The sequence below is a fragment of the Actinoplanes italicus genome (assembly GCF_003001815.1).
Lineage (GTDB): Bacteria > Actinomycetota > Actinomycetes > Mycobacteriales > Micromonosporaceae > Actinoplanes > Actinoplanes italicus.
This window is the reverse complement of sequence record NZ_PVMZ01000040.1, coordinates 52523-64739: the sequence shown is the minus strand read 5'-3', so window position 1 is coordinate 64739 and position 12217 is coordinate 52523. Positions and strand designations below refer to the sequence as shown.

General features: G+C 70.8%; 16 protein-coding genes and 3 pseudogenes. 8 read left to right on the top strand and 11 right to left on the bottom strand.

Features of this window, described 5'->3' with window-relative positions:
• The first annotated feature begins 83 nt into the window (after window positions 1-83).
• Window positions 84-362: an NAD(P)/FAD-dependent oxidoreductase gene (locus CLV67_RS48855; protein WP_211304176.1), complete on the top strand. Its 279-nt coding sequence runs from the start codon at window positions 84-86 to the stop codon at window positions 360-362.
• Window positions 359-1189 (top strand): hypothetical protein, encoded by an 831-nt coding sequence (locus CLV67_RS48850; RefSeq protein WP_106330833.1) that lies wholly within the window; start codon window positions 359-361, stop codon window positions 1187-1189. The genes CLV67_RS48855 and CLV67_RS48850 overlap by 4 nt, the downstream gene beginning before the upstream one ends.
• Before the next feature lie 4 nt (window positions 1190-1193).
• Here the strand turns inward: CLV67_RS48850 and CLV67_RS48845 are convergent, their stop codons facing one another.
• The 7 genes from CLV67_RS48845 to CLV67_RS52510 all read right to left on the bottom strand — a co-directional run bounded on the left by CLV67_RS48845 (window position 1194) and on the right by CLV67_RS52510 (window position 6529).
• The gene (locus tag CLV67_RS48845) at window positions 1194-2462 is read right to left on the bottom strand and encodes an MFS transporter (protein ID WP_106330832.1); all 1269 of its coding nucleotides are present in this window, start codon (window positions 2460-2462) and stop codon (window positions 1194-1196) included.
• 5 nt (window positions 2463-2467) lie between these two features.
• Complete coding sequence (locus CLV67_RS48840) at window positions 2468-3886, bottom strand: NAD(P)-binding domain-containing protein (protein ID WP_106330831.1); 1419 nt, start codon at window positions 3884-3886, stop codon at window positions 2468-2470.
• Between the two features lie 72 nt (window positions 3887-3958).
• A complete protein-coding gene (locus tag CLV67_RS48835; protein WP_106330830.1) occupies window positions 3959-4465 on the bottom strand; it encodes a GNAT family N-acetyltransferase in 507 nt (168 codons plus the stop codon).
• Window positions 4462-4791, bottom strand: a complete 330-nt coding sequence (locus CLV67_RS48830) for an ArsR/SmtB family transcription factor (RefSeq protein WP_106330829.1) — start codon at window positions 4789-4791, stop codon at window positions 4462-4464. Before CLV67_RS48830 ends, CLV67_RS48835 begins: the two co-directional genes overlap by 4 nt.
• A 15-nt stretch (window positions 4792-4806) precedes the next feature.
• Window positions 4807-6078 carry a M28 family metallopeptidase gene (locus CLV67_RS48825; protein WP_170154298.1) on the bottom strand — a complete coding sequence of 424 codons (1272 nt, stop codon included), beginning with the start codon at window positions 6076-6078 and terminating at the stop codon, window positions 4807-4809.
• On the bottom strand, window positions 6075-6326 hold the full coding sequence (locus tag CLV67_RS52515) for a hypothetical protein (protein WP_170154297.1): 252 nt from the start codon (window positions 6324-6326) through the stop codon (window positions 6075-6077). The genes CLV67_RS48825 and CLV67_RS52515 overlap by 4 nt, the downstream gene beginning before the upstream one ends.
• 29 nt (window positions 6327-6355) lie before the next feature.
• Window positions 6356-6529, bottom strand: a complete 174-nt coding sequence (locus tag CLV67_RS52510) for a hypothetical protein (protein WP_170154296.1) — start codon at window positions 6527-6529, stop codon at window positions 6356-6358.
• Between the two features lie 67 nt (window positions 6530-6596).
• On the opposite strand from CLV67_RS52510, the gene CLV67_RS48815 reads away from it, so the two are divergent.
• Window positions 6597-6959: an ArsR/SmtB family transcription factor gene (locus CLV67_RS48815; protein ID WP_106330828.1), complete on the top strand. Its 363-nt coding sequence runs from the start codon at window positions 6597-6599 to the stop codon at window positions 6957-6959.
• An 18-nt stretch (window positions 6960-6977) separates the two neighbouring features.
• On the opposite strand, the pseudogene CLV67_RS48805 reads toward CLV67_RS48815, so the two are convergent.
• From CLV67_RS48805 to CLV67_RS54090, 4 genes and pseudogenes are all read right to left on the bottom strand, one after another.
• Window positions 6978-7322 (bottom strand): annotated as a pseudogene (locus CLV67_RS48805) (YnfA family protein).
• Between the two features lie 37 nt (window positions 7323-7359).
• Entirely contained in the window at window positions 7360-7617 is a 258-nt protein-coding gene (locus CLV67_RS48800; RefSeq protein ID WP_106330826.1) for a hypothetical protein, read from the bottom strand.
• On the bottom strand, window positions 7601-8029 hold the full coding sequence (locus CLV67_RS48795; RefSeq protein WP_106330825.1) for a MerR family transcriptional regulator: 429 nt from the start codon (window positions 8027-8029) through the stop codon (window positions 7601-7603). Before CLV67_RS48795 ends, CLV67_RS48800 begins: the two co-directional genes overlap by 17 nt.
• Window positions 8030-8183: 154 nt before the next feature.
• Window positions 8184-8330: a hypothetical protein gene (locus CLV67_RS54090; RefSeq protein ID WP_239166959.1), complete on the bottom strand. Its 147-nt coding sequence runs from the start codon at window positions 8328-8330 to the stop codon at window positions 8184-8186.
• A gap of 209 nt (window positions 8331-8539) precedes the next feature.
• On the opposite strand from CLV67_RS54090, the gene CLV67_RS48785 reads away from it, so the two are divergent.
• The 5 genes and pseudogenes from CLV67_RS48785 to CLV67_RS48760 form a co-directional block, all read left to right on the top strand.
• Window positions 8540-9229, top strand: coding sequence for an arsenate reductase/protein-tyrosine-phosphatase family protein (locus CLV67_RS48785; RefSeq protein WP_106330824.1), 690 nt, complete (start codon window positions 8540-8542; stop codon window positions 9227-9229).
• Window positions 9222-9878: an arsenate reductase ArsC gene (locus CLV67_RS48780; protein WP_106330823.1), complete on the top strand. Its 657-nt coding sequence runs from the start codon at window positions 9222-9224 to the stop codon at window positions 9876-9878. Before CLV67_RS48785 ends, CLV67_RS48780 begins: the two co-directional genes overlap by 8 nt.
• A gap of 60 nt (window positions 9879-9938) precedes the next feature.
• A pseudogene (locus CLV67_RS54925) lies at window positions 9939-11233 on the top strand (arsenate reductase/protein-tyrosine-phosphatase family protein).
• A gap of 14 nt (window positions 11234-11247) precedes the next feature.
• Window positions 11248-11658 carry an arsenate reductase ArsC gene (locus CLV67_RS48765; RefSeq protein ID WP_106330821.1) on the top strand — a complete coding sequence of 137 codons (411 nt, stop codon included), beginning with the start codon at window positions 11248-11250 and terminating at the stop codon, window positions 11656-11658.
• A pseudogene (locus tag CLV67_RS48760) lies at window positions 11658-12041 on the top strand (NAD(P)/FAD-dependent oxidoreductase); the annotation flags it as partial. The gene CLV67_RS48765 and the pseudogene CLV67_RS48760, both read left to right, overlap by 1 nt.
• Window positions 12042-12217: the final 176 nt, after the last annotated feature.

Genomic DNA, 12217 nt, shown 5'->3' with positions numbered 1-12217 from the left:
CGGGTGAAACGGAACCTTAGACAGCTCCACCTCACCCGGAGGTCCTCGCCTATTTCAGGACTTCCGCAGCGTTACCAACGTCCGTGGCCAGTACAACTAGCGAGCCGGTGGACGTGGTGCTGCTGGCCACCGGCTACCGCCCGGATCTGCCGTATCTGGCCGGCACCGGTGCCGTCGACGAGCAGGGCGTGCCGCTGCATGATGGCGGGGTGTCGATGGTGCTTCCCGGGCTGGGTTTCGTGGGCCTGGAACGGCAACGCAGTTTCGCCTCGGCGACGCTGCGCGGTGCCGGCCGCGACGCCGCGTTCGTGCTCGACCAGCTGCTGCATCGCGGCGGCCGTCATGTCGCGGCGGCGCGGTGAGCACGGCGGTGGTCGCGGTCCTGCTGGTCGCGTCGATGCTGGCCGTCGGCACGGCAGCGACCGTTGACGACTTCCGCACCCTTGTGCGGCGGCGTGGCCTGGTGATGCTCGCGGTGGCGGCGAACGTCGTCGTCCTTCCGGGCTTGGCAGTAGCCCTGGTCACCACGGTGGGGTTGGGGCCGGAGGTGGCGCTCGGGGTGGTGCTGGCCGCCGCGGCTCCGGGCGGTGGCACGGGCGCGTTGTTGACGTTGCATGCTCGCGGTGACCTGGCGGTCAGCACCGGTCTGCAGGTGCTGCTGGGCCCGCTGGGGCTGGTGGCGGGTCCGGTATGGGCGACGGCCGTCGGTCAGAGTGTGGTTCCGGCGGGTGGTGTGGGCCTGCTGGTGGTGGGCGGTGGGCTGCTCGGTCAGGTGGTGCCGCTGGCAGTGGGGATGTGGCTGCGCCGTGCGCGGCCACAGGTCGCGCAGCGGGTCCATCCGGTGGCACGGCGGGTGGCCGACGTGCTGCTCGCCGGTCTGGTCGTGTATTTCCTGGTCACCGGTGTGGGCCGGTTGCCGCAGGTCGGCTGGGCGGGTGTCGCGGTGATCGCGGTGCTGGTGGCCGTCAGCATGACACCGGTGGCGCTGCGATGGCCGGCATCAGTGCCGCAGCGACGGGCGTTGGCGATGACAACCGGGGTACGCAACTTGACACTGGCCCTGTTCTTCGCGGCCGCCGCGACACCGACCGTGGTGCTCACGGTTCTGGCGTACGGGCTGATCATGTACGGGACATGTGTGCCAGTGGCGTTGGTGTTGGCCCGTACGAAGCCGGTGCCGGTGCTCTGAGCCGTCAGCCGGGTCTGGCGGTGGATGACACGGCTTCGACCGGTGCGGGTCTCGGTGATGCGGCACGGGCGAGGATGCCTCCGGCGGCGACCAGGCAGGCGCTGCCGATGGTGGCAAGGGCGATCAGGTATCCGCCAGAGCTGCTGAGCAGGCTGGCGGCGGCGAGTGGCGCTCCGGCCTTGGCGAGGGTGACGAACGCGGCGAGGGTGCCGGCGATGCTGGCGTAGGCGGTGATTCCGTAGCGGTCGGCGAGTAGTTGTGGGGTGGCGAGGCTGGAGATGCCGAAGCCGAGCCCGAAGGCGGTGACGGCGAGGACCGCTCCGAGGCGGGTGCCGGCGAGCACCGGCAGGCTGAATGCAGCGGCGGCTTGCAACGCGAAGATCGCGGCGACAAGGCGGTGCAGGCGGAGGCGGCGGCCGGTGGCAGTGAGCAGGAGCCGGCCGGTGACCGACAGGACGCCGAGCAGTCCCGCAGCGGTCGCGGCGAAGGTGGCCGGGTGGCCGCGGCTGATCAGGTAGCCGACGAGGTGGACGGTCATGGTCGTCATCGCGGCGGCGTGGGCGACGAACGCGCAGGCGAGCCACCAGAATCGGCGGTCTCGGATCGCGGCCCCGATCAGAGTCCGGCGGTGCGCAGAGGTTGCATGCCGTGCTGAGCGTGCGGCGGTGGGTGGGCGGCGGACGACGAGCAGGTGCAGCGGGGTGGCGACGCTGCCGTAGACGGCGGCGAGGATCAGCAGGGTGGTACGCCAGCCGTGCCGGTCGGTGAGCCAGCCGGTCAGCGGCATGAAGATGGTGCTGGCGAACCCGGCGACGACGATCATCCCGAGGATCGCCTTCGGACGTCGTGTGGCGTCGAACCAGGAGACAAGGACGGGGGTGGCGGCCTCGTAGAGTGCCATCGCCATCGCCACGCCGAGCCCGGCGAAGATCAGATACAGCTGCCACACGGTACGGGTCTGCGACCAGGCGACGAGCATGCCGGTGCCGAGGATGGTGCCCGTTGTCATCAGGGCGCGGCCGCCGTGCCGGTCGAGCCATCTGCCGACGGGTATGGCGGCTGCGGCCTGAGCGAGGATCGCGGTGGTGAACGCCCCGGTCACCACGGCGGGCGAGGTGTGCAGGTCTGCGGCGATCGGGTGGAGCAGGACGGCGAAGGCGTAGTAGAGGCTGCCGTAGCCGATGGTCTGGGTGACGGCGAAGGTGGCGACGATCCACCAGCCGTGCGACACCCGCCGGCCGCGGACGGCGGCCGGCGGGTTCGTGGTGCTCATGCGGGTCAGCAGCAGGCGCCGGTCTGTCCTTCGGCGGGCTTGTCGCCGAGGGTGATCAGGTTGAGCGGGGCGGTGAGCAGCCCTCCGGCGATGCCGGTGGCCAGGCCACGTCCGGCCGGCTCCACGGCGGCCGGGGCGGGCCCGCCGCAGCAGCCGCCTCCGGCGGCGATGGTGTCGTCGCCCTCGACGGGGTTGCTGTTGCAGACACCGGTCTCGGGCAGGTCGAGCTGCACGTCGCGGGCGGCGTCCCAGTCGCCGGCCAGGGCGGCGACGACGGAGCGGGCCTGTTCGTAACCGGTGGCGAGCAGGAAGGTCGGGGCCCGGCCGTAGCTCTTCACGCCGATGGCGAAGTAGCCCGGCTCGGGGTGGGTGAGTTCGTCGATGCCGTGCGGCGGGACGGTGCCGCAGGAGTGCTCGTTCGGGTCGATCAGCGGCGCCAGCGCCCGGGTCGAGCCGAGAATCGGGTCGAGGTCCAGGCGCAGCTCGCCAGTGATCGTGTGATCGGGTCGGAACCCGGTCGCCGACACGATCCGGTCGACGGTGACCGACCGTTCGCCGTCGGACACCTCCACCCGGCTACCGTCGGCGGTGACACGGTCGATGGAGAAGCCGGTGTACAGGGTGATCGTGCCATTCTCGACGTGTTCGCGCAGCCGGGAGCCGAGTGCTCCGCGGGCGGGGAGAGCGTCGGCGGACTCGCCGCCGTAGGTGCGGGCCGGGCTGGTGGCCCGGATCGCCCAGCTCACACCAGTGCCGGGAGCCTGCTCGGCCAGTTCGGCGAGGGCGAGCAAAGTGTTGGCGGCGGAGTGGCCCGCGCCGACGACCAGCGTGTGCCGGCTGGCGAACCGGCCCCGGTCGCTGCCGAGCACGTCCGGCAGAGCCGACTCGACGAATCCCGCGGCGGCGGTCTCGCCGTGCGCGGGGATGCCGGAGGCACCCAGCACGTTGGGGGTGGTCCACGTGCCGGAGGCGTCGATGACGGCTTGGGCGAGGATGTCCCCGCCGTCGGCGAGGCGGACCAGGTAAGGGGTGGCTTCGCGGCCGAGGCTGCGGACCCGGTCGAGGCCGAGCCGGGTGACCGCGGCGACCCGCGACCCGTAGCGGACGTTCGGCTTGATCGCGGGCAGGTCGGCCAGCGGCTGCAGGTAGTCGGCGGCGAGCTGGGCGCCGGTGGGCAGTTTGTCGTCGTCCGGGCGGACCCAGCCGTCGTGGTCGAGCAGCCGGGCGGCGGCCGGGTCGATGTTGAACCGCCACGGCGAGAACAGCCGCACGTGGCCCCAGTCGCGGACCGCCGCGGCCGGGTTGTCGCCTGCTTCCAGGACGAGGAACGGTAGACCGCGTTCGCTCAGGTGCGCGGCGGCGGCGAGCCCGACCGGGCCTGCGCCGATGATCACGACGGGCAGTTCGGGGAAGTTGCTGGTCACGAGAGAACCCCTGTCTTGATGAATATCGAAATCACTGGGTGGGATCCGGCCACTCTCGGGCGGGATGAGTGCTCAGTTGATGTGCGGGCTGCGGCGTTCGAGCAGGACGACGTCGCGCCAACGGTCGGCGTGTGCCCGGTGGCGGCCGACACGTTCGCGGACACCTACGGCGCGGAAGCCGCAGGCGGTGTGCAGGGCGAGGCTGGCGGTGTTCTCCGGGAACACCCCGGACTGGATCGTCCAGATCCCGGCCGCCTCGGTGGAGGCGATCAGCGCGGTGAGCAGCGCCCGCCCGGCACCACGTCCTTGCGCGGCCGGGTCGACGTAGACCGAACGCTCCACGGCCCCGGCATAGACGGGGCGGGTGGACACCGGTGAGACGGCGACCCAGCCGAGAACCGTGCCTTCGTCGTCCACCGCCACCAGCCGGTGCGCGGGCAGTCGCGCCGCGTCGAACGCCTGCCAGGTGGGTGCCGTGATCTCGAAGCTGGAGTCGCCGCTGTGGAGGTCGGCCTGATAGATCGCCAGCACCGTACCGGCGTCACCGGGTTGCAGGGGCCGGATGATCATCGTGCTCATCCGCAGCCCCCGGTGGCTTGTGGGGCCGGCCTGCCCATCACGACGTCGGCGGCGGACGGGAAGCAGTCGATGCAGCGGGCGTTGATCCGGTAGTGGCGGGCGTTGCCGACCGGTTCCACCAGCACGAACCGCACGTCGCTGAGGATCTTCAAATGCTGGGAGACCGTCGACTGGGCCAGCCCGACCGCGGCGACGATCTCGCCGACCGGCATCGGGCGGTCCTGGCGAGCCAGGTACTCCACGATCTGGACCCGCGACGGGTCGGCGAGCGCCCGGAACCACGACGCGTACTCCTCCGCGATCGTCCGGTTCAGCAGGTCTGCCATTCGCCACCACATTTTTCATCGTTCATCGCCGATCAACGATAAAAGAGTAGCCGGTGTGGCGGCGGCGAGCCAGGCGGTTGCCACGATCAGGCGACACACTGTCGTGAGGGTGGCGTTCTCGACGCGGTCCGGGGTGTCGGCCGGGCTGTGGTAGCCGGCCATGCCCGCGCCGATGCCGACGGCGGCGAGCCCGGCGGCCGCGTACCGGCGGTTGTCGGAGGCCACCGGCCCCGCAACCAGCGGCAGACCGACGTGACGGGCGGCCTGGTCCAGCACCGCGAGCAAGCCGTGTGCGGGTCCGCCGGCCTCCACGGCCGCAGCCGTTTTCAAGTGTCCGGCGCCGTCGACGTTGAGTACCAACGGGCGCTCGCCCGCGTCGGTGAGGTAGCGGGCGTGATGGGCGGAGCCGAGCGCACCGGTCTCCTCGGCATCCAGCAGCGCCACCTGTAGCCCGATCCCGTCGGGCAGGACGGCGGCGAGCAGCCGGGCGGCCTCACAGACGACCGCAACGCCGCTGCCGTTGTCGGCGGCTGCGGGCTGGCGCAGGCCGGGGTGGTCGCCGACACCGTCGTAGTGGGCGGTGAGCAGCAGATCCACGCCGCCGGGCGCGGCTATCCGGTAGCGGGCGTGCAGATTGGTCGCGGTCACCTCGGTGCGGCGGATCGGAGTGGTCGCGGTCAGCGTCGTGTCATGGTCGGCGCGGTGGGCGGCGTCGGTCATCCGCTGGTGCAGGCCGGTCTCGATCGACAGCACCGGCAGTGGTCCCGGGTTCGGTCCGGCCAGCATCGTGTAGTGCCATCCGTCGGTGTCCACCCCGCGGGCCAGCAGCAGCCCGGCCGCGCCGTCGGCGTGACCGTAGGCGTCGAACAGGCTCATCCCGGACGGGACGAGCAGCCACCGGCCGCCCGGATCGCCGTAACCGGCGGTCCCGAGTGGTGCGCGCAGGGGTTGTGGCCGGTCAGCGGAGGCCAGGTGTACGGCGACGTCCCTGCCGAACCCCAGCGGCACCACCTGCCCGCCCTGCTCCCATGACACCCCGGGCGGGGCGTAGACCTGCGGCACGTTGCCGACGGTGAACGTGTCCCGAGTGACGGCCGCGCCCGTCGCGGCCAGCAGGTCCGCCAGCCAGGTCCCGGCGGCGGTGCCGCCGGGGCTGCCGACGCGGCGGCCGGTGAAGGCGTCTGCGGCCAGCGCGGTGACGGTGGTGGCCATCCGTTCGTCCGACACCCGGTCGAGCAGGGCGTCCAGTCCGGCGGGTGCGGTGGTCGGAGCCGGCGGGCCGCTCATCCGCAGCAGCCTTGTCCGGTGGCAACGGCCTGCTGCTTGGCGGTGGTGCCGCAACAGGATCCGGCCTGTTCGGCTTCGGCGGTGGTGCCGCAACACGGGCCGCCCGTCGCGGCGGCCGGGTCGGGCAGGGTGAGAGTCGCCTGGGCGGGGTTGCCGCAGCAGCCGCTGGTGCCGGCGACGGTGAGGGCGGCGGCGGGGTCGCCGGTGAAGCCGCCGGCGGCCGGGGTGGTGCTGGTGGCGTCGTTCATCGTCGTGCTCCTTCGTTGGGATGGGGTGGTCAGCGGGGCAGGCCGAGCGGCGGCCAGTGGATGCGGGCGCGTTCGCAGTGGCGGGTGGCGTGCTGGTCGGCGGTGGTGACCTCGGCGCAGCCGTCACAGAAGCGGACGCCCTCGGCGATGCGGGTACGGCGGGTGAAACGGAACATGGTGAACCCCTGCACTCGCCTCGACACCTGTCGAATTCGATGTTTCTCGAAACCAAGAGTTGCACGCGGTTTAGATAAGTGTCAACCTAGGCGCATGTCGAAATCAGCCGTGTCGCTTGCGCTCACCGACCTCACCGTGGACGCCCCGTGCTGTCCGCCGCTGGCGCAGAGCCGTATCCCGGCAGAGACGGCCACGGTCCTGGCACCGGCGTTCAAGGCACTCGGTGACCCGGTCCGGCTGCAGCTGATGTCGATGATCGCGTCCGCGGACGGCGGCGAGGCGTGCGTGTGCGACCTGACTCCGGCGTTCGACCTGTCCGGGCCGACCATCTCCCATCACCTGAAGACGCTGCGCGAGGCAGGACTGGTAGACGCCGAACGCCGCGGCAGCTGGGTCTACTACCGGGCCCGGCCCGTGATCATGCGGCAGCTGGCCGGCCTGCTCACCATCGACTGAGCACCGCCGCGCGGTCGATCACGAGCCGATGACGGCCCGGGGCGCGTACATGATGACGACGGCCACCGAGCAGGCAGATACCGCGCCGATCAGGTCCCACCGGTCGGGGCGGAACCCGTCGACGAGCATGCCTCAGATCAACGAACCGGCGACGAAGACTCCGCCGTAGGCGGCCAGGATCCGCCCGAAGTTCGCGTCCGGCTGGAACGCGGCGACGAACCCGTAAATCCCGAGCGCGATCACTCCACCGGCGATCCACCACGGGCCACGGTGCTCGCGCCAGCCCTGCCAGATCAGCCATGCGCTGCCGATCTCGGCGACAGCGGCGAGGACGAACAGCAGCAGAGAACGCCGGACGGTCACGCCCGGCACCCCATGCGGCCGGCACCGGACCTTGTGGTCATGGAGTGCTGCACACGCAGGTCCCACCCGCGCAGCCGTTGCGGTGGCGTCGGCGGCTGGTCCACCACCATGCGGCACCGGCAGACACCGCGAGCACGATCGCGATGCCCGGCATCCACGCCCCGGCCGCGGCCCAGCCCGCGCCGGAGAGCATCCCGGCGGCCAGCAGCACCGGAATCAGGCAGCACGCCGCGCACGCGGCCCCAGCGGGACCGGCCAGCCCCGAACGGAAGATGCGGTCAACGAGGGTCGGCATCGGGGGCTCCTACGGCGATCGTGGCGAACGGGATCGGGCAGCACGGCTGCCCGGCACAGGCGACCAGGTCGTCGCAACCGGCGTCGACAGCGGCCCGCAGTGTCGCCGCGATCACCTGCAAGTCATCGATCTTCTGCTGCACCTCGGCCAGCTTCGCCACAGCACGGGCACGCCACCCGGCGACCGACGAGTGGCGGTGATGCCCGCCGGTCTCGAGCAGGTCGGCGACCTCGTCGAGGGTGAACCCGAGCCGCTGCGCCGCCTTGATCACCTTCACGGTGATCGTCTCGGCCGGATACAGCCGGTGCCCGCCCAGGGTGCGGTCCGGTTCGGCCAGCAGGCCACGGCGCTCGTAGTAACGCAGCGTCTGCAGATTCACCCCGGCCGCAGCGGCGACCTGACTGCTGCGCAATCCGCTCCCTGCCGCGTCCCGGCAGCCGCCCGTGCGGCGAGGGCGCCGAGCACCACGACGTGTGCCGCGGGGACTTCGACGTTCAGCAACAGGGTGTCGGTCTCGGTGATGAAAGTGAACGAGGAGAAGGAACAGCAGGCCGACTCCCGGCGGGTCAAGCCCGGGCGGTCGCCTCGGCCGCCGGATCGAGGCGCCAGCGCAGCCGGGTCGGCGACAGCCGTTGCTGGTCACGCATCGAGGTGGCGAACAGGTCGTCGAACTCGGCCACCCGCAGCGGACGTCGGCGGTCGGCAGGATGCACGCTTCGGGCGCCCAAGCCAGGTCATCGGCGGTCATGCCCTCGTCGGTAAGCCTGTACCCCGGTACCGGATGCAAGCCCGGAAACCGAACGCCTCGAGCGACCTCGAAGTCGGCTACAGCAGGCGCCGAGTCGGCACCCAACGCTCAGACCACCTCGTTCACCAGCTGTTCGCTTGCCGCAACCAGGATGACTCAGCAATTATTGAGTCAATGAATGCCGAACCTTCGTCGCTGGTGGCACGGGCCCGGATGCACGCCGCCCTAGGCGACCCCGCCCGCCTCGCCATCGTCGATGCCCTCACCCTCGGCGACGCCTCCCCTGGCGAGATCGCCACCGACCTCGCCATGCCCACCAACCTGGTCGCCCACCACGTCAAGGTTCTTCAAGAGGCCGGCCTGCTCGTGCGCACCCGGTCCGAGGGCGACCGCCGCCGCACCTATCTGCGCCTCATCCCTGGCGTGCTGTCATCGCTCACCGCGCCACGCCTGAACACGACGGACCGGGTGGTGTTCGTCTGCACCCACAACTCGGCCCGCTCCCAACTCGCCGCGGCCCTGTGGCGCGACCGCATCGGCGGCCCGGTCGCCTCCGCCGGCACCATTCCCGCCCAGCGGGTCCACCCCCGCGCGGTCCGCATCGCCCACGAGCACGGCCTCGCCCTCGACCCGACCGGCACCAACCACGTCAACGACGTGGTCCACGACGGCGACCTGATCATCGCCGTCTGCGACAACGCCCACGAAGACCTCACCGGCCCGATCCGGCCCCGTTTGCACTGGTCCGTTCCCGACCCGGCCCGCGTCGACACCGACGAGGCGTTCGAGGCCGCCTACACCGACCTCGCCGACCGCATCGACCGGATCGCACCCGTCCTCAACACCGGAGCCGACCATGGCTGACCTCATCCACCCCGACCTGCTCGACATCTCCGTCGACCAGGAACTCGCCCTGCGTACCGCCGCCGTCCGCCTGGCCGGTGAGTTCACCGGCATCTACGGCCCGGAGACCATCGAGCGGTTTCTGCACACCAGCTACGACCAGTTCGCCACCACCCACACCATCCCGAACTACCTGCCGCTGCTGGCCGAACGCTTCGCGCGCCAACGCCTACAGGCCCTCGCCCGAGTCGAAGGCCACCACGTCGACGGCAAACCGGTCGTGCTGTTCCTATGCACCCACAACGCCGGCCGCTCCCAGATGGCCCTAGGCTTCTTCACCGCCCTGGCCGGTGACCGCGCCATCGCCTGGTCCGGCGGCTCCGAACCCGGCGTCGCGATCAACCCGTCCGCGATCACCGCCATGGCCGAACGCGGCATCAACATCCGCGGCGAATACCCGAAACCGTGGACCGACGAGGTCGTCCGCGCCGCCGACGTGGTCATCACCATGGGCTGCGGCGACGCCTGCCCCGTCTTCCCCGGCACCCGCTACGAGAACTGGGACGTCGACGACCCCGCCGACCTGACGCCCGAGCAGGTCCGTCCGATCCGCGACGACCTCGAACGCCGGGTCCATCAACTGCTCGACCAACTGACCATCACCAACTGAACCGGAGTCACCCTCTTGATCACCCTCTGGCGGCGGCTACTCGCCGAGTTCCTCGGCACGATGCTCCTGGTCACCGCAGTCGTCGGCTCCGGCATCATGGCCACCACCCTGTCCCCGAACGACGTGGGCCTCCAACTGCGGGAGAACTCGGTCGCCACCGCATTCGCCCTCGGCGCGCTGATCCTGACCTTCGGTCCCGTTTCCGGCGCCCATTTCAACCCGGTGGTCTCGGCCGCCGACTGGTTCCTCGGCCGCCGTTCGGGCACCGGCCTCACCATCAAAGACCTCGGTGGGTACGCCGTAGCGCAAACCCTGGGAGCCATCGGCGGATCGATCCTGGCGAACCTGATGTTCGACCTGGCCCCCGTAACTATGTCCACTAAGGAACGCGCCGCCGGCAACCTGTGGCTCGGTGAGATCGTCGCCGTCGTCGGCCTGCTCCTGCTGATCTTCGCCCTCGGCCGGTCCGGCCGCACCTCGGTCGCCCCGGCCGCGGTCGGCGCCTACATCGGCGCCGCCTACTGGTTCACCTCCTCGACCAGCTTCGCCAACCCGTCGGTGACCATCGGCCGCGCCTTCACCGACACCTTCGCCGGTATCACCCCCGCCTCGGTGCCCGGCTTCGTCGTCGCCCAGATCATCGGCCTGGTCATCGGCGTGGGCCTGCTGGCCGCGCTGTACCCACACGCCGGCGACACCGCCGACGCCGTCGTGGTGCCCCACGACGCCGACCCGGCCCACCGCGCATGAACACCGATGCTCCGACACGGCTCGCGGCGGCCACCACCCGGCTGGCCGCCCGATTCGACGGGATTCATACGCCCGAGACCGTGGCCCGCTACGTCACCGATTCCTACGTCACCCTGCACCGCACCGCTTTCGCGGACCCGCGGCTGCCGGACCTCGCCGAAGGGTTCGCCGCCGACCGGCTCACCGCCTTGGCGCCGTCCGAGACGACGCCGTCGGTATTGTTCATCTGCATCCACAACGCCGGCCGCTCCCAGATGGGTGCCGCACTGATGCACCACCACGCGGATGATGCGGTGCGGGTCCACTCGGCCGGCTCACAGCCTGCCCAGACCGTCTCGAAGTCCGCCGCCGCCGTCCTGGAAGAACGCGGCCTCACCCTCGACGACGCCTACTCCAAACCGATCACCGCCGAGATCCTGGCCGGCGTCGACGTGGTCGTCATCGCCGGCGGCGGCGAAGCCGTTCCCCGGCTACCCGGACCCCGCTACGAGGTCTGGGACCTGCCCCACCCGCCCGGCACCGACCTCGACGGCCTCCGCGCCGTCCGCGACGAGATCGACATCCGGGTCCAGGAACTGATCAGCCAGCTCACCACCCACCACTGAGGAAGACACAACTCATGAGCGACACCAAACCCACCGTTCTGTTCGTCTGCGTCCACAACGCCGGCCGCTCCCAGATGGCCGCAGGCTGGCTACGCCACCTCGCCGGAGACAAGGTCGAGGTCCGCTCCGCCGGGTCCGAACCCGCCGAGACGATCAATCCCGCCGCCGTTGAGGCGATGAAGGAGGTCGGCATCGACATCACCGACCAGACCCCCACCAAGCTCACCTGGGACGCCGCCAAGGAATCCGACGCCATCATCACCATGGGCTGCGGTGACGCCTGCCCGGTCTTCCCGGGCAAACGCTACGAGGACTGGAAACTCGAAGACCCCGCCGGCAAGGGCGTCGACTCCGTCCGCCCGATCCGTGACGAGATCAAGGCTCGCATCGAAGTGCTGCTCGCCGACTTGATCCCCGCCTCCTGATGGAGTCGATTCGCGATCTGATCATCATCGGTTCCGGACCGTCGGGCTACACCGCGGCGCTGTACGCGGCCCGGGCCAACCTGAATCCCCTGGTGATCGAGGGCGTGAACTCCGGTGGCGCGCTGATGACCACCACCGAGGTGGAGAACTTCCCGGGTCACCGGGACGGGATCATGGGCCCCGAGCTGATGGACAACATGCGGGCGCAGGCGGAGAAGTTCGGCGCCGAGTTCCTGACCGACGATGTCACCCGGGTCGAGCTGACCGACAAGCCGACCGAGGCGGGCACCGAGGGCCTCAAGACCGTCTGGGTCGGTGACCAGCAGTTCTTCGCCCGTGCCGTGATCCTGGCGACCGGTTCCGCGTGGCGTCCGATCGGTGTCTCGATCTCGGTCGCTGGAACCTCGTCCAGACGCCGATTCCGAGCGCCTCCACCGCCTTGTGCCAGTAGGTGCCGTACGACCACGATCACGCCGTCGGTGACCGTGAACCCGACCCGCAGCCCCGGCGCCCAGCCCAGCGCGGCCGTGACCGTCAGGTCCCCGATCCGGCCCCCTGC

Coding starts and splice junctions, on each gene's coding strand:
- CLV67_RS52515 (WP_170154297.1), bottom strand. CDS start 6,326: ATGAACGACGCCACCAGCACCACCCCGGCCGCCGGCGGCTTCACCGGC.
- CLV67_RS48830 (WP_106330829.1), bottom strand. CDS start 4,791: ATGGCAGACCTGCTGAACCGGACGATCGCGGAGGAGTACGCGTCGTGG.
- CLV67_RS48765 (WP_106330821.1), top strand. CDS start 11,248: ATGAGCGACACCAAACCCACCGTTCTGTTCGTCTGCGTCCACAACGCC.
- CLV67_RS48780 (WP_106330823.1), top strand. CDS start 9,222: ATGGCTGACCTCATCCACCCCGACCTGCTCGACATCTCCGTCGACCAG.
- CLV67_RS48800 (WP_106330826.1), bottom strand. CDS start 7,617: ATGCCGACCCTCGTTGACCGCATCTTCCGTTCGGGGCTGGCCGGTCCC.
- CLV67_RS48815 (WP_106330828.1), top strand. CDS start 6,597: ATGTCGAAATCAGCCGTGTCGCTTGCGCTCACCGACCTCACCGTGGAC.
- CLV67_RS48845 (WP_106330832.1), bottom strand. CDS start 2,462: ATGAGCACCACGAACCCGCCGGCCGCCGTCCGCGGCCGGCGGGTGTCG.
- CLV67_RS48825 (WP_170154298.1), bottom strand. CDS start 6,078: ATGAGCGGCCCGCCGGCTCCGACCACCGCACCCGCCGGACTGGACGCC.
- CLV67_RS48835 (WP_106330830.1), bottom strand. CDS start 4,465: ATGAGCACGATGATCATCCGGCCCCTGCAACCCGGTGACGCCGGTACG.
- CLV67_RS48785 (WP_106330824.1), top strand. CDS start 8,540: ATGAATGCCGAACCTTCGTCGCTGGTGGCACGGGCCCGGATGCACGCC.